The organism is Actinomycetota bacterium (genome assembly GCA_030017835.1).
GTDB lineage: Bacteria > Actinomycetota > Aquicultoria > UBA3085 > Oleimmundimicrobiaceae > Yes70-04.
Genome location: JASEGU010000016.1, coordinates 1 through 24,563 on the forward strand (window position 1 = coordinate 1; position 24,563 = coordinate 24,563).

Consider the following 24,563-nt stretch of genomic DNA (forward strand, 5'->3'; position numbering starts at 1 on the left):
TGAAAGAGGACATTTTAACATTGCTGAAAGCGGACATTATCATTTTGCTGTAACAGCTTAAGTGATGAGCGTGTCCAGTCTGGACCGGTCGAAGCCGACCACTATCTCATCGCCCACAACGATGACGGGAACCCCCATCTGACCGCTTTTCTCGACCATTTCAGACCTGGCATCAGCATCGCTTGCGACACCGAAGTCCTCAAACTCTATGCCCCTCGTCTTCAAATACTCCTTTACCTGCACGCAATAGGGGCAAGTCGGGGTGGAATATACCTTAACCTTCTCAGCCATAACGCACCTCCCTCTATAAAGAATAGTACCGGTTTTTTTGAAAAATATTATATCAGATATAATGGCTAAACCGGCATCCGAAATATTACGATAAACCCTATATCGGCAGAAAAATGGACATTTTATAGATATGTCGCAAGTTTGACTAGTATTTTTTGATGATTTGAGGTAGAATATAATTCAAGGTGAATAGACTTACGGGAATTAAAAAACTCTTTGTTATAGTTTTTTTACACGCCCTTTTGTTTCAGCACGCCCTTCCGGCAGTGGCCGCCCCCCCCTTACAACCAGCAGATCAACTCCAAAAAAGCCGAACTTAAAAATATCGAAAACGAACTCGAAAAACTCGACCGCGATCTGGAGATAACTGTCGAAGAGTACAACTTTGCCCGCATCAAACTGGAGGATACCCAGAAGAGGCTGAATCAGGCCAGGCTAGATCTGGCCGAAGCGGAAAAGAAGACCGCGGCCCAACAGGAGATCCTAAACAAGCGAATCGCCAATATCTATAAGAATGGTGACGTCCAGATGCTTGAGGTCATCTTGAATACAGAGGATTTCAGCGACCTCTTGACCCGGCTCGAACTCTTGAAACTCATCAGCGAGCAAGATGGTGAGCTCCTATTAAAGCTCGAGGCTGAAAAGGAAGAGGTAGCCGCAATCGAAGAGGAACTGGGGAAGGCAAACCTTGAGGCAATAAAGATAAAGGACGAGATAGAGGCCAAAAAGCGTGAGACCGAATGGATGTTGGAACTCAAGCAGAAGCGCCTAAATAGCCTAAGCAGTGAGCTAAAGGAGCTCTTGCGTAAGGAGGCAGCCAGAAAAGCGGCCGAGCAGGCCCGCCTGATCGCAAAGATAAAGCAGAGCGTCCATGCCAAGGCCGGAACCCTGGTGGCAACGGCCCTCAAGTATCTTGGAATCCCCTACGTCTGGGGCGGAGAAAGCACACGCGGCGTCGATTGTTCCGGCCTTTTAAAATGCGTTTTTTCCGTTCACGGCGTAAATCTCCCCCATTACAGCGGCTCTCAGTTTAGGTTGGGCACGGCCGTGGCAAAAGAGAACCTTGCTCCGGGAGATGCCGTCTTCTTTGGAAGCCCAATTCATCACGTTGGCATCTACGTCGGCGATGGCAACTTCATCCACGCCCCCAGGACGGGCGACGTGGTCAGAATCACCCCGCTTGCCGAGCGGACTGACTACGCCGGAGCCCGCCGTTATATATAGCCTCCAGGTGGCAACTCCAGCTTCCAGATGAGATCGGGATAGAAATCTTTATCCCTCTTTGGCGCCTGAAAGCTTTATCAACTATTTATTAGGAGCTTACTTGAAGGAACTCGCGGAGCTTGCGCTAGATACGGCCAAAAAAGGCGGAGCGTCTTACGTCGATATTCGCCTGGTAAGGGTGAGAAAAGAAGCCCTATCGGTCAAGAACGGAAACATCGAAGTGATCGGGGACTCCTTCGACCAGGGTTTTGGGATAAGGTCGCTATTCAACGGCTCCTTCGGTTTTGCCGCAAGTTATGAGCTCAAGCCCGAAAAGGTCATCGAGATGGCCAGGCTATCGGTCGAGATAGCCAAAGCCAGCGCCCTGGTCAAGGGCGATGATGTCATCCTGGCCGATATCGAACCCAAGGTAGCCGAATACCGGACCCCCTTCAAAGTCGATCCCTTCGATATCGCCTTGGAAAATAAACTTGAGACCCTCTTGGGTCTGAATGAAAGGATCAGGGGCTTTGCGGGGATAAATATCGCCTCGGCCTCTCTAAGATTTGTCCGCAAAGAACAGATCTTTGCCAGCAGCGAGGGGGCCTTCATCGAGCAGACCATCATGATGAGCGGAGCCGGAATGGAGGCGATCGCCATCGGAGGCGGCGAGATGCAGATAAGGTCCTATCCCAACTCACACGGCGGCCAATTCATAACCGGGGGCTACGAGCTGGTGGATGCCTTGGCCTTCGAAGATAATGCCGAGCGCCTGGCCAAAGAGGCTGTGGCCCTCCTTGCCGCCAAGGAGTGCCCCTCCACAAGGACCGATCTCATCCTGGGCGGATCCCAGCTGGCCCTGCAGATACACGAGTCGATTGGCCATCCGGCCGAACTCGACAGGGCCCTGGGCACCGAGGCCAGTTTTGCCGGGATGAGCTTCTTAACCCCAGACAAACTGGGAAAATATAAGGTCGGCTCTCCCCTGGTTAATATCGTGGCCGACGCCACGGCCGAGCGGGGCCTTGGCACCTTCGGCTACGATGATGAGGGGGTTAGAGCCTCCCGCTTTGATCTCGTCAAGGAGGGCCTGTTCACCGGCTATCTCAACTCGCGCGAGACGGCGGCCGCCCTAGGCCAAAAGCCAAACGGCTCGATGCGGGCCGACGGCTGGAGCCGCGCCCCTCTCATCAGGATGACCAACGTGAGCCTCCTGCCCGGTGAGACGAGCTTGGATGAGCTGATAGGCGACACCAAGGATGGCATCCTGATGGATACCAACAGAAGCTGGAGCATAGACGACAAACGGCTCAACTTTCAATTCGCCACCGAGATCGCCTGGCGGATAGAGAACGGCCGGCTAACCGAGATGCTCAAGAATCCCAACTATACCGGCAAAACCCCCTTTTTCTGGGGATCTTGCGATGCGATTACAGATAATAGCTCCTGGTTGATCTGGGCCACGCCCAACTGCGGCAAGGGTGAACCGATGCAGGTCATCGAGACCGGGCATGGCGCCTCACCGGCCAGATTCAAGGATATCGAAATCGGGGTGGGCAAATGATAGCCGACTCCTCGATCGAGAAGATATTCGATTTCATCATGAGATTGTCTAAAGCGGACCAGACGGAAGCCCTCCTCTTTGCGGGCAGCTCCTCTTTGACCAGATTCGCAAATAATAGGATCCATCAGAATATGAACGAAGAGGGGGTGCGGCTCTCGATAAGGGCGATCGTGGTGGGACAGACGGGCTCGGCCTCGACCAACGACCTCAGCGAGGATTCGATTGGCCGCCTGGTAGAGGCGGCCAATAAGATGGCAAAGATCAGCCCGAAAGACCCGGGCTTCCTCACTCTGCCCGCTCCTCTCGCTCACACAGGGAGCGCCCCCTTCTCGGCAAGGACGGCCGCATTCTCCCCCTTTGAGCGGGCCGAGGGAGTCAAGTTGATGGTGGAGAGGGCCAAAGAGAGCTCTCTGGTTGCGGCGGGCGCCTTCGCGGTTCAGGAAGCAAAGATTGCCGTGGCCAACTCCTTGGGCCTCATTAAAACGGCAAGCCTGACCGATGCTAAGATCAGCACGGTGTTCACCTCCAAGAGCAGTTCCGGCTATGCCGATGCTTACGGATTCGCCGCAGAAGAACTGAGCCCCGGGCGCCTCGCCGATCAGGCCGCGCAGAAGGCCTGGCTGAGTCAGGATCCGGCCGAGCTTGCTCCGGGCAGATATACGGTAATCTTGGAACCGGCCGCAGTGGCCGACATGATTTCCCACCTCGCCTTCTGTGGCTTTGGCGCCCTAAGCTTTCAAGAGAAGAGAAGCTTTTTGAATGATAGGATGGGCAAGCGGATAGTTGGGCCAAACGTCACCGTCTACGACGATGCCTTGGACGATAAGACGCTTGGTCTACCCTTCGATTATGAGGGGGTCCCAAAGAAGAGGGTCGTCCTGATAGACAAAGGGGTGGCAAGCGGCCTGGTCTATGATTCGTATACCGCCACAAAAGACGGTGTCTCATCGACCGGCCATGGCCTGCCCGCTCCCAATCCTTACGGACCCCAGGCCCAAAACCTCTTTCTAGAAGGGGGCGATAGCTCTTTTGCCGAGATGATATCTCGGGCCAAAAGGGCCATCCTTGTCACCAGATTTCACTACACCAACATCGAAGACCCCTTAAAGACCATCATGACCGGAATGACCAGAGACGGCACCTTCCTGGTCGAGGACGGTCAGATAAAACAGGGCATCAAAAACTTGAGGTTCACCCAGAGCATTTTGGAAGCCCTGTCAAACGTATCCTCCATCTCGGCCGAGACAGAGCTCAAAGAGACGTTTTTAGGCTGCTGCACGGCCCCAAGCCTAGTGGTTGAGGACTTCAACTTCACCGGCAAGACCGAATTCTAGCCCACAAAGGGTTAACTCTAAATATCGGTCTTAGACAAGGGCATCTTTAGGTAAAATATCTTATTCAAGCTTGAGAGACCATCTCTTTGATCTTCATTAGGCGCGTCCTATTTTCACGCTCGGCCTCGTCCAGCTTCATATTGATGTAGACGATGGTCTTGTTTATCTGAGGGATAAGGACGTGCTCAAGGGCGTTGACCCGGCGCCTCGTCTTCTCGATCTCGGCCGCTACAAGCTCGACCGCCTTTTCGTTGGCCGAGAGCTTGACCAGTGCGGGAAGCGTATCGTTCAAAGCAAAGAGGGCTTTGTCGAGCACGGCTGGCGTGGTCGAGAGACCGTAGCAATCGAAGGTCCCTTCCTGTTCCACAGTAAATTCCGGCACTTTGACGCCCATGAGGTTCTTCTCGGTCACCTCTATCGTGGTGCTCATCTGGGGCGCTATCAAGGCCTCCTCGATGATTTCAGCCGAAGATTCCGATCTGGCAATGGCGAAGACTTGATAGGCTCTGGCCAAATCAGCCTCGATATCCTTTCTCATCTCCCTGTTTTTGCGGACCAACTCCAAGAACTGCTTCATCAGCTCATCAAGCTTGTCTTTGAGGAGCTTGTGCCCCCTCTTGGCCACCGCAAGACGCTTTCTGAGCTTTAAGAGCTCCATCCTATTTGGATTTATCTTAAGTTCAGCCATTTAAATTACAAGCCTCCATAATTTCGAAAGAGACAGCTTAAACGTTTAAACCGTCTCTTTAACGAATTTGGCCATATACTTCTCGATGTGTTCTTCGCGCACCCTTTTGAGTTCGGCCTTTGGTAGGTGAGAAACGAGCTCCCAGCCCAGATCCAAGGTCTCTTGAATGGTGCGGTTCTCAAATTCTCCCTGCTGGATGAAGCGCTGCTCGAACTCCTCTGAAAATCTGGCAAACTTCTTATCTATATCGGAGAGAGCCGCCTCGCCCAAGATGACGGCGAGTTCTTTGGCCTCTTTACCGCGGGCATAGGCCGCAAAGAGCTGGTTGGAGATACCGGAGTGATCTTCGCGGGTCTTACCCGGTCCGATCCCCTTCTCTTTAAGACGCGAGAGCGAAGGCAGAACATCGATCGGAGGATAGATGCCGCGCCTATGCAGATCGCGACTTAAGATGATCTGACCCTCGGTGATGTAACCGGTAAGGTCGGGTATGGGGTGGGTCTTGTCATCTTCGGGCATGGAAAGGATCGGGATTTGGGTAACCGAACCCTTCTTGCCCTTGATTCTACCCGCCCTCTCATAGATGGTAGCAAGGTCGGTATAGAGGTAGCCCGGATAGCCGCGGCGCCCGGGGACCTCTTTACGAGCGGCTGAGACTTCGCGCAGGGCCTCGCAATAGTAGGTCATGTCGGTCAAGATGACGAGCACGTGCAGATCCAAGTCATAAGCCAGATATTCGGCTGCGGTCAAGGCGACGCGGGGAGCCGCGATACGCTCGACGGCCGGATCGTCGGCCAAGTTGACGTAGAGGACGGCCTTTTCGATGGCCGCGGTCCTCTTGAACCCGCTGATGAAATACTCCGCTTCTTCAAAGGTGATGCCCATAGCGCAGAAGACGACGGCAAACTCCTCGTCTTTGCCCAAGACCTGGCTCTGCCTAGCGATCTGGGCGGCAAGTTTGGGGTGAGGAAGACCAGAGCCGGAAAATATCGGAAGCTTCTGCCCTTTGACGAGGGGATTTAGACCGTCGATTGAAGAGATGCCGGTCTGAATAAAGTCCTCTGGATAGTCACGGGCATACGGGTTTATCGGATCGCCGTAGATAGATAGACGTTTCTCCGGGATAATTTCAGGACCATCATCGATGGAACGGCCCAGACCGTCGAAGACTCGGCCCAGAATATCCCTGGACAGACCGACCTCCATGGCCTTTCCGGTGAACCTGATCTTGGTCTGAGTGGTGTTGACGCCACGGGTTCCCTCAAATGATTGGACCAGTGCGGTGTCCTTGGTCACCTCAAGTACGTTGCCCCGGCCCATGCTGCCGTCGGGAAACTGAATCTCAACCAGCTCACCGTACTTGACATCCTCAACGTTCTCGACGAGCAGAAGGGGTCCGATGACGTCTCGGATGGTCATATACTCTTTTGGCATATTATTCTCCTCCCTTTGCTGCCGCTTTGAACTGAGCTCCGATGACGTCGATTATCTCGTTCAATTTATCCATCTCTTCCTCAGTCAAGAATTTGGATCTGGCTATCCTTTCACGCACGGGGGCATCCAGAATATCCTTGGTCGGAACCCCGGCCTTGACGGCCTCGATCGCCTCGTGGTGGAAGTGCATTATCGCTTTTAGCATCAAGAACTGTTTCTTAAGCGAGCTAAAGGTATCGACCTCATGGAAGGCGTTCTGCTGCAGGAAGTCCTCCCGAATCGATCTGGCCGTCTCCATCAGGATCCTCTCACCCAGTGAAAGTGCCTCGATACCGACTAGGCGCACGATTTCGCTGAGTTCGAATTCCCTCTGCAGAATGGCCATGGCCTCGGCCCTGAGATCCTTAAATTCCGGATCGATCTCTTTGGTCCAGTAATCCTCAGTCTCCTCCATGTAGAGCGAATAGCTCTGGAGCCAGTTGATCGAGGGAAAATGCCTCTGGTAGGCCAATTTATCTTCAAGGCCCCAAAAGACCTTGACGACGCGCAAGGTATTCTGAGTTACCGGCTCGGAGAGGTCGCCGCCGGGAGGCGAAACAGCCCCAACGACCGTCAGGCTCCCTTCCCGACCATCGCTTCCCAAGCAGACGGTCTTGCCGGCCCTCTCGTAGAAGGCGGCGGCTCTGGTGCCCAGGTAAGCGGGGTAGCCCTCTTCACCGGGCATCTCTTCCAAGCGGCCCGAGATCTCGCGCAGGGCCTCGGCCCAACGGGAGGTCGAGTCGGCCTGGAGAGCGACGCTGTAACCCATATCCCTGAAATATTCTCCTATGGTTATACCGGTATAGACGGAAGCCTCACGGGCCGCAACCGGCATGTTGGACGTATTGGCGATGAGGACGGTCCTCTTCATCAGGGGCTCGCCCGAATATGGATCTTTGAGCTCGGGGAACTCCATGAGAACATCCGTCATCTCGTTTCCACGCTCGCCGCAGCCGATGAAGATGATTATCTGGGCATCGGCCCACTTGGCGAACTGGTGCTGGATAACCGTCTTACCCGACCCGAAGGGACCAGGCACGCAGGCCGTTCCGCCCTTGGCGACTGGGAAGAAGGTATCCACCACCCTTTGGCCGGTGATGAGCGGGGTGGTCGGAGGAAGCTTATCCTTGAATGGACGGCCCTTTCTGACCGGCCAGCGTTGGAGCATGGTGATGGCCATCTCCTTGCCGCCGACCTCCAAAGTAGCCACCGTATCCTCGACGACAAAGCTGCCGGAGGATATCTTCTTTATCTTGCCCTTAACTCCGGGCGGTACCATTATCTTGTGCTCAATGATCGGGGTCTCCTGGACGGTCCCCAGCACGTCGCCCTCGCTGACCTCAGCGCCAACGGTCGCCACCGCCTTGAAATCCCATTTCTTCTCCCTGTTCAAGCCGGGAGCCTTAACACCTCTGGCTATGAAGTCACCGACTTGTTCGCGGATTACATCGATGGGTCTTTGAACGCCATCATAGATCGATTCAAGGAGGCCCGGCCCGAGCTCAACGCTCAAGGCCTCTCCGGTAGCATAGACGGGATCACCCGGTCCAAGCCCGATGGTCTCTTCGTAGACTTGGATAGAGGCGGTCTCCCCCCTGATCTCGATAATCTCGCCCATTAAGCCTTCATTTCCCACTCTAACCAGGTCATACATCTTGGAATCCGTCAAACCCTCTGCAACCACCAGAGGACCGGATACCTTACTTATTATCCCCTGCTCCATCAGCTCTTCCCTTCTTCGCTAAATATATCTATGCCTATAGCCTTCTCAACGATCTTCTTGATGCGCTCGTGGCCCAGCTCTTCTCCTCCCTTGGCGGGAGGGATTATGAGCACGGCCGGCGTAAATTGATTGCCGCATTCGAGCGCCAAATCTTCTATCTCATGGTAGACCTCTTCGGTAACCATTATTATGGTATAGTTCTTCTCTTTAACCTTCGGCCAGAGGTCTCTGGCCTCTTTGGGATCGGCGACCGGATAGGCCTCAAAACCCAAGGCCTGAAAGCCGAGCACGGAAGTCCTATCCCCTATCACAGCTGTTTTAGACATATTGAACACGAACTCTTTCTTTTATCATTTGAGGGGGCAAGCCATTTTGCTTGCCGATTAAGACCAACCTCAGATCCTTTACCTCGTTCTCCTTGGCGATGATGTAGCTAATCAGAGCCTCCAGCCCAATCGGCATAAACTTGGCCTTCTGAAGATGGGCGACCAGAAGATCGTCGGCCCGCTTGTCGAAGAGGCTCAAGTCAAACCCGCCGGCTGAGATGGACTCCTTAACCACCTCGTAGTAGGGCTGGTTCCTGATTTGTTTGGCCAAGGCCTCGGGAGGCTCATTGTAGAGCAAAATGAGCAATCCCTTGTCGATGAAACCGCCCTCGACAAGCGAAGAGGCGAAGAAAGCGGTCTCCCTCTTTAAATTTTTGGCCCTCAAGAAAACTTTCAGATTGACCAGATCTATCGACATCCTGACAAAATCTATGAAGAAGCCGTTGTATGTTGACTTAGCCGCCGCAAGGAGGTGCCCAAAGAAGGCCTTATCGAGAATCACGTTTATCTGTTGATAGTCACCGGTCTCGTCAAATCTCTCCTTGGCCTCCCTGACCGCCGAGCCATAGGGCTCTTCCAGGTCTTCGAAGCTGCCGCGGGCCATAACGCTTTTGACCTCCTCCAGCTTCAAGGCCCCAAGGTCCATCCAGAGATGGGTGGCACTTTTGTCGCCGCAGCTCTCTTTGAGCATCATTTTTAGATTCTGAAAATCATACTTGGCCCTGAAGTAGGATAGGACGTTGCTACCCAGATCAACCTCGGACAAAAACCGGTAGAGACTCGTCAGATACTCCTCTAGTCCCTTTTCAACATCCTCAGGAGTGGTCGCCTCGGAAAGGAAGCTGCCATAGTCGGTTTCGGCCAAGATTCGCTTCTGATCAGCAAAGTCCGCCGCGCCGATCAATTTATCCAGCCGATTGGCGCCGAGCATCTTCGTCTCGCGAACTTTGACCCTGCCTACGGCAAATCCGTATTTCATCGGATCGGTTAAAACGCTATACAACTCAGCTCTCACTCCTTGAGAATTAAATTTGACTATCTTCCGCCCTCTTGCCGTAATGAGGCGAGAGGGGAGCGGAATCATGATGACCAAATAGGATGCCGATTATTTTCGGCTCCAGACTCTCTCTAAGCATCTCGACGATAACCGGGAAGGTGCTGTTCGTCTCAATTTTGCCGCTCTTTAGGATGAAACCTCCCCGAGTCTCGCGGCTCTCCTTGGAGAGCTTTAACTCAGCCTTTTTACCCTGACCCTTCAAGGCGGTATTTATGTCCTTGATGAAGCCCTCTCCCAACTTCTCCCTATCCGGGGAGGAGAGGATCAGTTCCTCATCGCCTCCGAGTGAGACCCCGAGGACCATCTTCTTAATCAGATCCTCGTACTCGCCTTTGGAAAGGGATTGGATCTTGGAAAGGGCTCCCGTGAAGACCGAGTCTATCATCGACCTCTTCTTGGCCAAAACCGCGTTCTTGGCCTCCAAGCGGGCCAGCGAAAGGAGCCTTTTGGACTCTCTTTCCGCCTCGGCTTTGGCGCCCACGATCATGGCCGACTTTTTGGCCTCGGCCTCAGCCTTGGCGGCCGCTCTTATGCGCTCGGCTTCAGCTTTGGCCTCCGCCCTGATATCATCGGCCACCTCTTTTGCATCATTTATTATTCGATTGATAATATCCTCTAGTGCCATTTAACACACCCTGTTCTCAAAGGTTACCGACTTAACCGTTCCTAGCTATCATGAGCAAGAAGAGGGTTACGACCAGAGAGAGAACCGCATAGGTCTCGACCAGAGCGGCAAAGATCATGCCCTGACCGACGGTCTCTCCTCTCTTGCCAACCATGGCTGCGCCGGCGGCGGAAACGAGTCCCTGATAGACAGCCGAGAGCCAGCAGACGACCGCTACGGGCATGCAAGCAAGGAAGACTCTAAAGCCCTGAGTAGCGCCTATAGCTGCTCCTTCACCACCAAGAAGCTTAAAGAAGATGACGACCAGAAGGGCGGTGATGAAACCGTAAATGCCCTGGGTGCCCGGCAAGATACAGAGAACAAGAAGTCCGCCGAATTTGCTGGGATCCTCGGACATGACGCCGGCTGCCACCTTGGCGGCGGAAGCGATGCCCATGCAGGAACCGATGCCACCTCCGATTACCGAGAAAGCGGCCGCCAAGAATGCCCACTGGTAACCATTTAGGTACATAAAAGTGTCTTGAGCCATTTAAACCTTTCGCCTCCTTTCATTGAGAATCGTACATACCACAAATCTATATCAAAAGACTTCCGACTATTTCTTTAAGACTACTTCCTTGGCCTTTATGCTGAAGGGATTAAAATCGTCGCCTCCGCCCTCAAAGAACTTGCTGAAGAACTCGACGTATTGAAGACGGGCCGGGTGAACGAATGAACCTATCAGGTTGATGACCAGGTTGAAGATGTGACCTCCGACCAAGATGCCCACCATGATTACCACGCCGACAAGGGGAATGCCGCGGGCAATCTCGCCGATGATGTTGATACCCCAACCGATTAAGAAGGTGGCCAGCCCCAGAGCCATCAGGCGCGAATAAGAAATGATATCGCCAATGAAGGCGCTCATGCCATAGAGGTTGAAGAGGCCGCCGCCGATGCGGGTGAATATATTCCTCGCTCCGGCCCCTGTGAACCAGATCAGGGCCAAGGCCCCTAAAATGAAGAGCCACTTGCCCACCTGAAGGACGCTGGCGGCCAGGGTGCCCTGAGAGATCATCTGGATCACCAGGATGATGGCGCCCGTAAGAAAGACCAGTTTGGATGGCTCGGCCATGATGGCATCGATACCGGCTTGGGTCTTGATGGCATCGGCCATCTCCAACAGCACCCCGAAGAAGATGTGGATGATGCCGAAGAAGAGACAGAAGACCAGAAGGGTCACCGGATCGGCCAATGGATCTATGATGATCAGGCTCCGCACGAAAGCGGGCAGATATTTGGCCTCCATGGTGAAGTAGCTGCCGGTCAAAACGCCGGCGATGGTGGTGGTTACCCCGCCGTAAGCAAAGAGGATAAGGAAGCTCTTGACCTTATCGCTGACATTCAATTTCTTCTTAAGATATAGGCAAGCGGCTGTGAGGATGATGCCGTAGCCAACGTCGCCCATGGCCATGCCAAAGAAGATAATGAAGAACGGGGCCAGGAAAGGGGTGGGGTCTATCTCGCCGTATTTGGGGTTGCCATATAACTTGGTCACCACCTCGAAGGGAGCTAGCCACTTCTTGTTCCTTAGAATAACCGGCGGTTCATCATCTTCGCCCGGATCGTCGAATGTTATATCGGCGTCGCTGGTGAGCCCGGAGACAATATCGCTGAACTGAGAAACATTCTCCTCCAATACCCAGCCCTCGAGCATGAAGACCTTCTCCGTCTTGGCGAAGTTGCCTTGAACTTCCGCCCTATCTCTGACGCTCATAAGGTAGGTCTTTAGGACTAGAAAATCGTCCTTGACCGAGAGCATCTTCTTGGCCCTATCGCTCAAGGATTCCCTATCGGCGGTCAGCCCCACGATCTTGGCATCCACGGAAGCCATGGCCTCGGTGGCCGTGCCCTCCACATCGGCAAAGACAACCGGTTGAAAGCCGTAATTGCCCAAAAGCTGGGCGGCCCCCATGGCCTTATCCTTCAAATAGACCAGAAATACGTAATAGACTTGAGACGCCTTATCGATAACCTCAAAAGAGGCTTCCAAGATGCTTTCGATCAGTTCGGCCTGGAGTTTATCTAAGGATGAGAGTGGGACCGTTCCGATGGAGACGACGGCGCTATCGGTCTCTCCGAGCGATTTGAGGTCCAAATCCAGGGGTGACCAGGGAGCAAGCTCGGCCCGCAAGGCCCTGAGCTTGCCGATCTCGGCATCGATGGAGGCAAACTGCTCGCTAAAGGAGTGGGCCTTCTCATAAGTGGCATCCAGATCGACCTCGTCCTTTATGCTCTCAAACTGATCAAAGCCGACTGTAACCTTCTCTTGTGAGAGGGAGGCCATCATGCCCGTCTTCTTCTCCTCAAAGCCAGCGATGAAGTCGAGGACGAAATTGACTTTGGATAGGGTTATATCGACGTTCGAATGATCGGGCTCAAAGCTCTTGATGCCCTGACCCGCCTCGAAGAGAGATATGTCTTCTTTCAGATCTATGACATGTATCAAACCCTTCTTCTGAAGGGTCTTTAAGAGTTCTTCCTTGATCGAATCATGAGCAATTAAGTGAACCTTCTTGACCTTTAGAACGGCCATTTTTAACCGACCAACTCCTCGGTCACTACCTTTATCGAATCATCCAATCTTTCTTTGGAGAGAGCAGCTAGGCCCGCCCCTTCTTTTTCTGCTTTCTCTTTAAAATCAGCCGCCTTGGCCTTGGCCTCTTCGATCAATTTTTTGTAGATCGACTCTGCCTCCGCTTGAGTCTCTTCGACGGCTGCCTTTATTATATCTTGCCCTTCTTTCTTTGCTTTAACCATAATGGCCTCGGCCTCTTTTTTGGCCTCCTCGATTATGACTCTGGCCTTCTCTTCCACTTCCAGTATCGCTTTTAATTTTTCGGCCAACTTTGACTCACCTTTCCTCTTGACTAAAGAACGAAATCAGATTGATCGCTAAAGAATTGATAACGATAACCCCAGCTAAAACACCAGTTCGCATCCGGTTAAAAGCAAATATTCATAAATCTACTACTAAACTAATTACAAGCGCAATGGAAATCGGTAAAATTTCGTGAAAATTTTTACAATTAGTGCTTGGTGCCCGAGGTCGGAGTCGAACCGACACGCCCACAAGGGGCAACGGATTTTAAGTCCGGTGCGTCTGCCTGTTCCGCCACTCGGGCGTCGGTTTTAAGGCATCGCTAAAACTTTACTAATATAGCAAAGGGGGGGCTTTAGTTCAAGAAAATATAATGACTAGGGATATGAGCATTAGTAATATCAATCGATAGGTTTGGTAAATGTCTAATCTAAGATGCTCCCGCTCATCGATATTATTATCCCATCCAAGATATCCCGCTCGCTCACCACAAGTTCGCTTAAACAGAGCCCCTTCATGAGCTCACACAATATAGCCGCCCCGGCAACTATTATGTCCGCCCTTTTCGGATCCAGGCCGACCAGGCCCTTTCTCTCTTTTATCGGCATTTTTGAGAGAAGCTTGAATATCCTTTCGGTTTCCTTTTGGGTTAGAACATGGCCGTCTATCAGGCTCGGATCATACCTTTCCATCTTGAGCGAGATGGAGGAGATGGTTGTGATGGTCCCGGCAACTCCGATGGCAAGATAGCTCGTCCAAGACTTGGCCTCTTCGAAGAGTTCTTTAGCCAGGAGATTTACGTAGTCAACCATGGCATGAAGTTCGCTTTCTAGCGGTGGATCGCTCTTTAAAAACATCTCGGTCAAACGGACGCTGCCAAAATCGAAGCTCTCTGCCCTTACCGCTTCTCCCCGTCGGCCGAAGATCAGCTCGGTGCTTCCTCCTCCGATATCGATGACGAGGCTTTTCTCTTGGTCTCCCCCGGCCGAAGTGGCTCCGCTAAAGGCGGCCGCTGCCTCTTCTTGACCCGAGAGGACCTTAAGCTTAAGGCCGGACCTTTTAAGGATCATCTCCTTAAACTCCTTGGAGTTTTTGGCGTCTCGAACGGCGCTCGTTGCGATGACCAAGGTCTCTGAGGCCCCCTTTAGTCTGGCCCGCTCGGCAAAGCTTATGACCACTTGGGCCGTCCGCTCCATGGCCTCTTTGAGCAGGACTCTCCTCTCGTCAACCCCCTCGCCCAGCCTGGTTATCTCGGTCAGCTTCTCGATGGTCTTGAATGCGCCGTCGCCATAATCGGCTATCAAGAGGCGGGTCGAGTTGGTCCCAATATCGATAGCAGCAAGGATCACTCTTGCCACCTATCGCAGTAGGAACAGTCATCGTCGAAGGCGACCCAGCCATCGACCATGCGGCCGATGGGATTCTTTCCCGTCGCCAAGTAGTGGGCGTAATGGCCATGAAGACATTTCACGCTTCCCATATCCTTGACGCCGCAGATTCCAAGGTTCATATCGCCCTTATGCATATCCTTCTCCTTATCGATTAAGCTCCGGCTCAGACTGCGGTAATCATCATGGGCGGAACTTAGCTCATCTCTGAGATCCTTATCATCTTTCAGTCTTTCTTGAAGCGCCTTGACCCAGCCGCTCACCTCCAAGCGCGAGACCAATCTTTTGAGAAGAGGACAACTGAGCCAGAGTACCGTTGGAAAAGGGGTTCCATCTTCTAAAATGGGAGAGTTTATGATGACTTGGGGATAATCGAACCGGCAGCGCTTTGCGACCTTTATGGCGCCACGCACCTTGCGTCCGATCTGTCTTTCAATGATTGCCTGGTCCCGCCCGCTCAAAGGAGTGGAATGAGTGAAAAAATCCTCTATTCTATACCGCCTCCGAGAGACTTACCAGAAAATTCTTTATCTTCTGCCATATCGAATCCTCTTTTGCTTCCCCATCGGGTTCGGCTTCCATCTCGCCTAAGGCCGCTCCCTCCTCTTCCACCACAACTACAAAGGACTCCTCCCCCGGCTTGACCAGACCGAGGTCCTCTCTGGCCAAAAGCTCCACCCCTTCATCGGTCTTCAAGGAGTCGACCTCCTCTTCTAAGAGCTCGTTCTGTTTCTGAAGGTCGACAATCTCCTTTTTAAGCTCTGGGACCCGGCTCTTGGTGGTCAGCATGGTTGCGATTGGCCTGTAGAGGAGCATGATGGTAATCGAGATGAGTGCAAGATACATCAGGGTGCCAAGGTCGATAAAGCGCTTTCTTCTCCTTTTGAGAGGCCGTTTGGAAGGAGCCTCTCTGGACGCAGCCCTCTTTTTGGCCGCCGTATTGCCAGAATGTCTGCCCGTCATACCTCATGCACCTTTATCAGATTCGTCGTTCCGGGTGTGTTGACGATGACCCCGGCCGTGATGACCACGACGTCACCCTCTTTGAGAAGGCCTGACCTCTTGGCCTCGGCGACCGAGATGGAGATCATGCCGTCGGTATCCTTGCTTAAGCCCACGAGTAGGGGAATGACCCCAAAGGAGACGGCAAGCCTCCCCAAGACCCGTTCATTTGGAGTGGCCGCAATTATCGGTTCGGCCGGCCGGTATTTTGAAATGCGCAGGGCCGTCGCGCCCGACTGGGTCGGGGTAACTATGGCATCGGCTCCCAAGCCGGCCGCAAGACCGCAGGCGGCGTAACTTATCGAATCAGTGGAGCTATCCTTGGCCCAGGCCTTTTTGCCGCTTACCTTGTCATCGTAATCTATCGAGCTCTCAGTCTTCTCGATTATGCGCTTCATCATCTTGACCGACTCGACGGGATAGGAGCCGACGGCCGTCTCGCCCGAGAGCATTACGGCGTCGGTCTCATCCAAGATGGCATTGGCCACATCGCTCACCTCAGCCCTGGTCGGCCGGAGGTTGTCAATCATGGAATTTAACATTTGAGTTGCGGTTATGACCGGTTTACCCTTTCGGGCTGCAAGGTTGATTATCCCTTTCTGGAGTAGAGGTACGTCTTCGGGGGGCATCTCGACCCCAAGATCGCCTCTGGCAACCATTATCCCGTCGGCCTCATCGACTATCGCCTCGATGGCCCTGGCCGCCTCATGCTTTTCGATCTTTGCGATTATCGGAACCTGATGTCCCATCTCGGCCATCAGGGCCCTTAGTCCTTTTATATCGCCTGGGCTGCGGACGAAAGACATGGCCACCCAGTCTGGGGAGTGTTCAAGGCCGAATTTGAGATCGGCCAAGTCCTTTTCGGTGACCGAATCGATGCTGACTGAGGAGTCGGGCAGGTTGACCCCCTTGTGGGAAGAGAGCTCGCCGCCATCTATAACTTCACAGACGACCTCTTTGCCTTGGACCTTCTCCACCTTGAGCTCAATTAGGCCATCGTTTATGAGGACTAGGCTGCCAGCCTCAACATCTTTGGGGAAACCCTTGTAGCTTATGGAGGCCCGCTCGCCGTCGCCTAAGATATCTTCGGTGGTCAAGGTGAACCTTGCGCCCTCCTTTAAGACGACGCCCTCTTTGACCTCGCCCACCCTGATCTTAGGGCCGGAGAGGTCCATGATGATTCCGATCGGGTGGCCCATCTCCTTGGAGAGCGCTCTCAAATTTGTGATGTTCTCTAGATGCCCCCTGTGGGCGCCGTGAGAGAGGTTTAGCCTAGCCACGTTCATGCCCGCCTCAATCATCCCCTTGAGGACCTCTCTACCCTCGCTGGCCGGCCCTATGGTGCAGACTATCTTGGTCCGCCGCATCTAACCTCCACTTTATGCAGATTATCTAGCGCTTGACGTTATAGAAGGCCTTATCCTTGGGATAGACGGCCATCTCGCCAAGATCCGACTCGATCCTTAAAAGTTGATTATACTTACAGACCCTATCGGTCCTGGATGGGGCCCCGGTCTTTATCTGACCGGCATTGGTGGCTACGGCCACATCGGCGATGGTGGTATCCTCGGTCTCGCCGCTCCTGTGCGAGATGACGGCCGTATAGCCGGCCCGTTTGGCCATCTCGATAACGCTAAGGGTTTCGGTAAGGCTGCCTATCTGGTTCAGCTTGACCAAGATAGAGTTGGCCACTCCAAGCTCGATCCCCTTGGCCAGGCGCTTTACGTTGGTCACGAAGAGATCGTCTCCGATCAATTGAATCTTTTCGCCCAGGCGCTCGGTCAAGGCCCGCCAGCCGTCCCAGTCCTCTTCGGCCATGCCGTCCTCTATCGAGATTATGGGATATTTATCGACCCAATCGGCATAAAACTCGACCATCTCGGCTGGAGTCAAGCTCCTTCCCTCGCCCTCAAGGAGGTATTTGCCATCCTTGAAGAACTCGGTCGAGGCCGGATCGAGGGCGATGAATACTTCGCTTCCCGGTTTGTAGCCGGCCGCCTCTATAGCTTCTATGATGACTCTTAAGGCCTCCTCGTTGGAAGAGAGATTGGGGGCAAAGCCGCCCTCGTCGCCGACGGCCGTGCTGTGACCCTTGGCGTGGAGGACACCCTTCAAAGAGTGGAATACCTCGGCCCCCATCCGAAGGGCCTCTTTGAAGGAGGCCGCTCCAACCGGCATGACCATAAATTCCTGAATATCGACGTTGTTGTCGGCGTGTTTTCCGCCGTTTAGGATGTTCATCATGGGAACGGGCAGGGTGTGGGCGTCAGGGCCGCCAAGGTAGCGGTAGAGGGGAAAGCTGAAGGTGTTGGCCACAGCCTTTGCCGCCGCGAGCGAGACGCCCAAAATCGCGTTGGCCCCAAGCTTTGCCTTATTTTCGGTCCCGTCCAACTCGATGAGACGAGCATCTAGCGCCCGCTGATCGAAGGCGTCCAAGCCTATCAGTTCCTTGGCGATGAGCTCATTGACGGTCTTGACCGCCTTTTCGACCCCTTTGCCGAGGTATCTAGATTTGTCGCCGTCTCTAAGCTCCACCGCTTCGAAGGCGCCTGTGGAAGCGCCCGACGGGACGGCCGCCCTGCCCCAGCCGCCGCCTGCAAGGCGGACCTCTACCTCGACAGTGGGATTGGCCCGAGAGTCCAAAATCTCCCTTGCTAAAATCTTTGTAATGCCGGTCATAAAGCCTCCAATCCGATTAAGGGGTCTTTACTTAAACCAACTCATCATCTATTTCGGCCTCTTTGGCAAGTGACCAAAATCTCTCCTTCTCACCCGAGGAGATGGCCTCAAAGTCAAGTCCCTTGCGGGCGGCCTCATCCAGCATCCAGACAAAGCGACGCTTGAATCTTTCGGCCGCCCGCCTTAGGGCGATTTCCGGATCGGCCTTGATGTGGCGAGCCAAGTTTACCGCCGTAAATAATATGTCGCCAAGCTCATCTTCGGCCTTATCGCTCATGATATCCGCTTTGAGCTCACCCATCTCTTCGTAGAGCTTGTCGATCACCCCGCCCGTATTTGGCCAATCAAAGCCGACCCTTGCCGCCGCCACCTGGACCTTGGCCGAGAAGATGAGGGCCGGAAGGGCGGGCGATATCCCACCGAGCGGACCCTTGCCCTCGCTCTCCTTGATGGCCTGCCAGCCCTTCAGGGCCTCGGCCTTATCTTCGGCCCCCTCGGTCAGAAAGACGTGGGGATGACGGCGGACTATCTTCTCATGGATGGAGGAGATGACGTCAACGAGTGAAAAGCACCCCTCCTCTTTGGCTATCTGGGCATGGAGGACTACTTGGAGAAGGATGTCGCCAAGCTCCTCCTTTAGGTGAAGATCGTCTCCCAGCTCTATCGCGTCCAGCACCTCATACGCCTCTTCTATCAGGTGAGGGGTCAAGCTTTCGTGAGTCTGCTCCCTGTCCCAGGGACAGCCGCCCTCGCCTCTAAGCTCGGCTATAAGCTGGGCAAGCCGACTCAGCTTATGATCCAAATCCATCGCTTCGCTTTGGGCCGCCACATTCTCCTTCAATCGTTGAATCCAAGGCCGTCATATCTATTTATTCGATTTATTATCGATCTTTTCGTTGGATTCGACATCGCTCTCTTCATCGAGCTCGACATCGGCCTTTCTATTTATTTTAATATCGGCCTCTTCTCTCAGTTCTTTCAGCCACTCTTCAAATTCCTCTCCCTTTTTGACCTCGGTCACCTCGGACCTCAGGGCCGCCTCCTCTTGCCCGGAGAGCGTGGGAGCCCTCTTGCCCAAGGTTACTATGATGTGCCAGCCAAACCGGCTCTGAGTGGGCTCGCTGATGACGTTAAGATCTTGGCTGAAGGCGACGTCGCCGTACTCCTTGACCAGACCATAGCGGGAAGCCCATCCGATATCCCCGCCATTTGCAGCCGAGCCCTGATCTTTGGAGTACTCGCCGGCCAGAGCCGCAAAATCGCCGCCTGCCTTCAGTTTATCCAAGACCTCTTTGGCGGTCTTCTCGTCATCGAGCAAGATGTGCTTGGTCTGGGCCTCTTCGATGGCCGAGTTGAAATCATCCTCGCTCAGCTCAAAACCCTCCGTCACCTTGGGGAAGACCTTTTCGTAAATGAGGGACTTTCTGATCTCCTCACCCAAAAACTCTAAGGTCAAGCCGTTCTCCTTGAGCTTGCTCAAAAAATCCCCCTCGCTGGCAAAGCTCTTCTTGACTTCATCTAGTTTGGATGAGACCTCCTCTGATGTCGCACCAATATTCTCGGCGGCCGCATAGGCGATCAGAAGCGTCTCGTCTATCAGGCTATCTAAGATATCCTCTTTAAGCTTCCCAGCTTCTTCGTCCGTAAGTTCGGCTCCGCCCGCCTGATTCTGCAGCTTTATGATCTCAAAGCGCCGGTTTAAATCAGTCGCAAGTATCTTCTTACCATTGACAGTGGCGACCACCTCGGGTCCACAACCGCTTAAGATGAGACTGGCCGCTAAAAACATCAAAATCAGAGATCTCTTCAAATCAACTCCTCCATTCCTGATCATTTGCGATTTTTTATTATATCATCAAGCAGCTTCTTTACGAAAGATAAGAGCTCTGTCCCATCGAGTCTGCCGATGGTAAAAAAGAGCGTCTTTGAGGCGGGCCGATAATCCAGCTTAGGCCCTGACCCGCCAAGCCCGCTCAATGCCTTAACCCCATCTCGGCCGAGCTCGACCCCGGCCAGCTTGAGCCTCCTTCCATCGTATGACAGGCCGTCAAGACTGGCCTCCATGGCCAAAAGCCTTATCTCGGCCAGATCCAAAAGATTTCTTACCGGCTCACCAAAGCGGCCGAACCTATCCCTTAGGGCCGCCTCCACCTTGGGCAGATCCTCCCTCCTCATCGCCAAAGCTATGGAGCGGTAGGCGTCAATACGCAGCCCCTCATCTTCGATATAGTCAGCTGGGATTATCGCCTCTATGGGCAAGTCTATGCTCAAGGTGGAGGCATCTTTGGGCAACTCTTCGCCTTTCAGCTCCAAGACCGCCTCTTTGAGCAGCTGGTTGTAGAGTTCGAAGCCGACGGCCTCCATCTGGCCGTGCTGTTCGGCTCCGAGGATGCTTCCAGCCCCTCGGATCTCAAGATCGCGCAGGGCAATCTTTATTCCCGAGCCAAGCTCGGTAAAGTCGGCCATCGCCTTTAAGCGCTTTTGGGCGTCCTCGCAGGCGAGCTCCCCCGAAGAGAGAAAGTAGGCGTAGGCGAGATGATGGGAACGACCGACCCTGCCCCTTAGCTGATACATCTGGGCAAGGCCCAGCCGCTCGGCCATCTCTACGATGATGGTGTTGGCCCTTGGGATATCTATGCCCGACTCGATTATGGTCGTACATAACAGTATATCCTGCTCTCCTTTTAAGAAGGAGTCCATCACCTTTTCCAGCTCGCGTTCATCCATCTGGCCGTGAGCGATGGCGATCTTGGCCTCGGGAATGAGCCCTCTTAGCCGCTCGGCCGCCGCATTGATGGTCATAACCCGGTTGTGAACATAAAAGATCTGGCCACCCCGGCTAAGCTCGCGCCGGACGGCCGAGCGGATCAGCTCCTCATCGTAGGGTACGACCTTGGTCGCTATAGGAAAGCGGTCTTCGGGCGGGGTGTTGATGACCGAAAGATCCCTCACCCCGCTCAAAGACATCTGAAGGGTCCGGGGGATGGGGGTTGCGCTCATGGTCAAGACGTCAACGTTCTTCCTTAAGTTCTTGAAGTGCTCCTTGTTGGCCACCCCGAAGCGCTGCTCCTCATCGATGATGACGAGCCCCAAATCCTTGAAGACGACATCCTTCTGGAGAAGCCGATGGGTCCCGATGACGACATCGACAAGACCCGCTTCGAGCTCCAAAAGCACCCTCTTCTCATCATCCCTCTTTCTGAAACGGCTGAGGAGTTCGATCCTGACCGGATAGGGGGCAAAGCGCTCCTTGAAGGTTAGAAAGTGCTGGTTGGCAAGGATGGTCGTCGGAACCAGAACCAGGACCTGTTTGCCGTCAAGAGCAGCCTTGAAGGCAGCTCTAAGGGCCACCTCCGTCTTGCCGTAGCCGACGTCGCCGCAGACCAAACGGTCCATCGGCCGCCCCTTCTCCATGTCTATCTTCACATCCCCTATCGCCCCGATCTGATCGGCCGTTTCGGCAAAGGGAAATGTCTCTTCCATCTCTGCCTGCCAGGGGGAATCTTTGGAAAAACTATGGCCAAAAACCTCCATCCGGTAGGCGTGGAGCGATAAGAGATCGAAGGCGAGCTTCTTGACCGACCTCTTGACCTTAGCTTTGGCTCTCGCCCAGTCCTTCATCCCGAGCTTGGAGAGAGAGGCCCCCTCCCCTTCGGCTCCGATATATTTGCTGATGAGACCGATCTGCTCGAGGGGAACGTAGAGGCGATCTCCATCTTTATACTCTAAAAGGATATACTCGCGCCTTATGCCGAGGGCCTCCTTTCTGGTCAGCCCCACAAAGATGCCGATGCCCTGGTTTCTATGGACGACCTTATCGCCCGCCTCCATCTCGGCAAGGGTTATGGGGCTCTCGCATGTGGCCGTCTGTTTGTCCCGCCTTAGAGGGCGCACCTTGACGAAGATGTCGGATTCACAGATGAGCCTCAACTTAGGATCGGTGAGACCGAAGCCCTCGCCAAAATCGGCCTCGATCAGGAGAGGGAGCCGGCTCGAAAGGGAGCTAAATTCCCTGGAATACTCCAGACCAAAGCCCGCGATTATTTCGGCCATCCGCTCGAGCTGGCCGCGGCTCCTTAGCACGATGACCTTCAGGCCATCCTCGCTCATCAAAAAATCTTTAAACTTATCCATGTCGCCAAGGAGGGGGTCTATCCTCTTCGAGGAGAACTCGATGGCTCCCCTGTGGCCCAGGCCGGGCGAGAGGCTTAGCGTCCCCTTGACCCCTTCAAGGAGGACGTCAAAGCTCAAAAAAGGCGGGTGGCCCGTAAGAGCTGTGATGAGACGACCGAGCTCGCCTTGAGTAAAATCATCTGCCTTTGAGCTCAAGACCTTGGCCTTAGCCGCAAGGATTTCTCGATCGCCCAGGATGAGAAGGGAACCCTTGGGCATGAAACCGGTAAGGCACCGCGGCCTCTCGGCTAGAAGGCGCCCATAGGCCGAGGCGCCGGGAAATGAAGTCCCACTCTCAAGGCGGGCGATGTCCTCTTTGAGCCAGGCTGGCTGCTCTCTCAGTGATTTGAGCCTTTCTGTGATCTTCTCTAGATCTTCATCAATTATAAATTCGGAGCAGGGATATATTGCGACGGACTTAAGCTCGTCGATTGAGCGCTGACTGGCAAGGTCGAAACTTCTTATCGACTCAATCATGTCGGAATAGAACTCCAGGCGGATGGGCTCGGGCATGTCGGGAGGAAAGATGTCGACGATCCCGCCGCGCACGCTAAGCTCTCCCCTCCCCTCCACCTTGGGCCGCCTCTCATATCCCAGCCCACAGAGGGAGGCTGAAAATTCGTAGAGATCTACCTCTCGTCCAACTTCTGCCGTCAGCGCACCTAACCTTGCGGGAATGATGTAGGAGATATCAAAAAGGGCGGCTTTTAGCGAGGAGAGCACGATGACGCCCTCGTTCCTTGAGAGCGACCCGAGCGCCTTCAGCCTGTTTGCTACGACCTCCGGGTCGGGTTCGGCCCGCTCGAAGGGGAGTACTTCAAGATCGGGAAAGGTGGCCACCAGGGCCGGGTCGAGGAAGTTCTTGAGTTCGACCGCCACCCTTTCGACCTCAATCTCGTCCCTAACGATCATGACGATGGGCCGCTTTAATCCATGAAGTAGGGCCGAGAGAGGGAGAGAATAGATATTGGATGGGGCCAGGGCCTCGCAATCTTCGCCTTTAGAAATCCTAAGCATCAGATCCTTATAACTTTGGCTCTCTTTGAATGCTTTAAGCAAAAAATTGAGCTGCAAAAAAATTCACCTCAAACCTGAACAAGCCCAGATGCTTTTGCACCGGGGCGATTAAAGCGATATATTGGCAAAATCATGAAAGGCTCAAAGGCTCTGCAGTCATCTTTGCTCCGCCATCAATTCTACTCTATCTTATCTGCTATTATCTACCTAAAATCTCTAATTGGTTATTAATAAAAAAATCTTCAAAAAAATACTTGGCAAGAGAGAGAGGATGATATTGGTGAAATAGAATATCTAACGATTCAAGCTTTTATAATAAGTTTTGGGAGATGAAGGGGGTGATTGAGTTGAAGGTTTATAAAAGAGCCACTTCATGAGGGCTTAAGAGAAATTCTCTTAAGAGGGTATCTCAAGAAGCGGCAAGTTTATTTTATCAGAAACGCAAGTCCATTTGAAGGAAGGGGTATGTTGATGCTAAGAAAGATTATTCTCTTAATCATTGGAGTTATGGCTATTTTGGCCACCGTGATCCCGGCTTATGGAGCCGGCATGAATTATGCTAAATGTTGGGAGACATTAGCTGGTGCGAAGTGGAGCGGCTACGTTCAGATTCAGGCATCGTATAACGATGGCGGCAAGCATGCAAAACAGGGATACCATCGGTTCACGCGCAAAGCTGGCCCTCTGCGCTTGATACCGGTCGTATGTATACGTCCACGGCGACCTCAGCGAGCGACAAGGCGATCCGGTCTCGTACGGATTCGGTCTGGGACTCTCCGCTCTATGGTGACGCTTATACCACCAAGTACAACTGGGGTTTTATATACTTCTAGAGCCTTGTCACAACTTGAGCAGAGGATCGAATTGCCAACCTTGTTGGCACGGTCTCCTGCGGTTAGGTGAGCAGAGAATGCTGGTGAACCAACGGCTATCGATGAACTTCAAACTCGCGCTTAGCAGTTTCTTTCTTGGGATTCTGATGGCATTTTTGGTATGGTCTCTGCAATGGGTGTTGGAATCCCGCAGGGAAGTAAAATTCGATATGCCGGGTGAGGTCACTGTGCTTAAAATGTTCGAGGGACCGCAGGGTATACCGTGGACTAAAAACTGGAGTTGACCCGCTTTAGTTGACACCCTAAGTTGATACAGAATAGATTGGT

21 protein-coding genes and 1 tRNA gene are annotated in these 24,563 nt (G+C 53.5%); 3 read left to right on the plus strand and 19 right to left on the minus strand.

Annotated features, from left to right (window positions below):
• Positions 1-57 precede the first annotated feature (57 nt).
• Positions 58-291 carry a Uxx-star family glutaredoxin-like (seleno)protein gene (locus QMD53_05050; GenBank protein ID MDI6800019.1) on the minus strand — a complete coding sequence of 78 codons (234 nt, stop codon included), beginning with the start codon at positions 289-291 and terminating at the stop codon, positions 58-60.
• Between the two features lie 528 nt (positions 292-819).
• Between QMD53_05050 and QMD53_05055 the strand changes: the two genes are divergently transcribed.
• The 3 genes from QMD53_05055 to QMD53_05065 all read left to right on the plus strand — a co-directional run bounded on the left by QMD53_05055 (position 820) and on the right by QMD53_05065 (position 4,392).
• Entirely contained in the window at positions 820-1,515 is a 696-nt protein-coding gene (locus tag QMD53_05055) for an NlpC/P60 family protein (protein MDI6800020.1), read from the plus strand.
• 100 nt (positions 1,516-1,615) lie between these two features.
• Positions 1,616-3,058, plus strand: coding sequence for a TldD/PmbA family protein (locus QMD53_05060; protein ID MDI6800021.1), 1,443 nt, complete (start codon positions 1,616-1,618; stop codon positions 3,056-3,058).
• Positions 3,055-4,392 (plus strand): TldD/PmbA family protein, encoded by a 1,338-nt coding sequence (locus QMD53_05065; protein MDI6800022.1) that lies wholly within the window; start codon positions 3,055-3,057, stop codon positions 4,390-4,392. The genes QMD53_05060 and QMD53_05065 overlap by 4 nt, the downstream gene beginning before the upstream one ends.
• Positions 4,393-4,456: 64 nt before the next feature.
• Here the strand turns inward: QMD53_05065 and QMD53_05070 are convergent, their stop codons facing one another.
• From QMD53_05070 to mfd, 18 genes are all read right to left on the minus strand, one after another.
• The gene (locus QMD53_05070; GenBank protein ID MDI6800023.1) at positions 4,457-5,080 is read right to left on the minus strand and encodes a V-type ATP synthase subunit D; all 624 of its coding nucleotides are present in this window, start codon (positions 5,078-5,080) and stop codon (positions 4,457-4,459) included.
• 45 nt (positions 5,081-5,125) lie between these two features.
• Complete coding sequence (locus QMD53_05075) at positions 5,126-6,514, minus strand: V-type ATP synthase subunit B (GenBank protein MDI6800024.1); 1,389 nt, start codon at positions 6,512-6,514, stop codon at positions 5,126-5,128.
• A gap of 1 nt (position 6,515) precedes the next feature.
• Entirely contained in the window at positions 6,516-8,276 is a 1,761-nt protein-coding gene (locus QMD53_05080) for a V-type ATP synthase subunit A (GenBank protein MDI6800025.1), read from the minus strand.
• Positions 8,276-8,602 carry a V-type ATP synthase subunit F gene (locus QMD53_05085; protein ID MDI6800026.1) on the minus strand — a complete coding sequence of 109 codons (327 nt, stop codon included), beginning with the start codon at positions 8,600-8,602 and terminating at the stop codon, positions 8,276-8,278. Before QMD53_05085 ends, QMD53_05080 begins: the two co-directional genes overlap by 1 nt.
• A complete protein-coding gene (locus tag QMD53_05090; protein MDI6800027.1) occupies positions 8,595-9,605 on the minus strand; it encodes a V-type ATP synthase subunit C in 1,011 nt (336 codons plus the stop codon). The genes QMD53_05085 and QMD53_05090 overlap by 8 nt, the downstream gene beginning before the upstream one ends.
• A gap of 22 nt (positions 9,606-9,627) precedes the next feature.
• Positions 9,628-10,284 (minus strand): V-type ATP synthase subunit E, encoded by a 657-nt coding sequence (locus QMD53_05095; GenBank protein ID MDI6800028.1) that lies wholly within the window; start codon positions 10,282-10,284, stop codon positions 9,628-9,630.
• Between the two features lie 31 nt (positions 10,285-10,315).
• Positions 10,316-10,813 carry a V-type ATP synthase subunit K gene (locus QMD53_05100; GenBank protein ID MDI6800029.1) on the minus strand — a complete coding sequence of 166 codons (498 nt, stop codon included), beginning with the start codon at positions 10,811-10,813 and terminating at the stop codon, positions 10,316-10,318.
• A 66-nt stretch (positions 10,814-10,879) separates the two neighbouring features.
• On the minus strand, positions 10,880-12,859 hold the full coding sequence (locus QMD53_05105; GenBank protein MDI6800030.1) for a V-type ATP synthase subunit I: 1,980 nt from the start codon (positions 12,857-12,859) through the stop codon (positions 10,880-10,882).
• Between the two features lie 2 nt (positions 12,860-12,861).
• Complete coding sequence (locus QMD53_05110; GenBank protein ID MDI6800031.1) at positions 12,862-13,170, minus strand: hypothetical protein; 309 nt, start codon at positions 13,168-13,170, stop codon at positions 12,862-12,864.
• 190 nt (positions 13,171-13,360) lie between these two features.
• Positions 13,361-13,448, minus strand: a tRNA-Leu gene (locus tag QMD53_05115).
• A 121-nt stretch (positions 13,449-13,569) separates the two neighbouring features.
• Complete coding sequence (locus QMD53_05120) at positions 13,570-14,493, minus strand: Ppx/GppA phosphatase family protein (GenBank protein ID MDI6800032.1); 924 nt, start codon at positions 14,491-14,493, stop codon at positions 13,570-13,572.
• Positions 14,490-14,993, minus strand: coding sequence for a DUF501 domain-containing protein (locus tag QMD53_05125; protein MDI6800033.1), 504 nt, complete (start codon positions 14,991-14,993; stop codon positions 14,490-14,492). Before QMD53_05125 ends, QMD53_05120 begins: the two co-directional genes overlap by 4 nt.
• A 31-nt stretch (positions 14,994-15,024) precedes the next feature.
• A complete protein-coding gene (locus QMD53_05130) occupies positions 15,025-15,495 on the minus strand; it encodes a septum formation initiator family protein (GenBank protein MDI6800034.1) in 471 nt (156 codons plus the stop codon).
• Positions 15,492-16,901, minus strand: coding sequence for a pyruvate kinase (gene pyk / locus QMD53_05135; protein MDI6800035.1), 1,410 nt, complete (start codon positions 16,899-16,901; stop codon positions 15,492-15,494). The genes QMD53_05130 and pyk overlap by 4 nt, the downstream gene beginning before the upstream one ends.
• A gap of 25 nt (positions 16,902-16,926) precedes the next feature.
• Entirely contained in the window at positions 16,927-18,213 is a 1,287-nt protein-coding gene (eno, locus tag QMD53_05140; protein ID MDI6800036.1) for a phosphopyruvate hydratase, read from the minus strand.
• Between the two features lie 31 nt (positions 18,214-18,244).
• Complete coding sequence (gene mazG, locus QMD53_05145; GenBank protein ID MDI6800037.1) at positions 18,245-19,054, minus strand: nucleoside triphosphate pyrophosphohydrolase; 810 nt, start codon at positions 19,052-19,054, stop codon at positions 18,245-18,247.
• Positions 19,055-19,078: 24 nt separating this feature from the next.
• Entirely contained in the window at positions 19,079-20,023 is a 945-nt protein-coding gene (locus QMD53_05150) for a peptidylprolyl isomerase (protein MDI6800038.1), read from the minus strand.
• A 20-nt stretch (positions 20,024-20,043) separates the two neighbouring features.
• Positions 20,044-23,445, minus strand: a complete 3,402-nt coding sequence (gene mfd, locus QMD53_05155; protein MDI6800039.1) for a transcription-repair coupling factor — start codon at positions 23,443-23,445, stop codon at positions 20,044-20,046.
• Between the last annotated feature and the right edge of the window lie 1,118 nt (positions 23,446-24,563).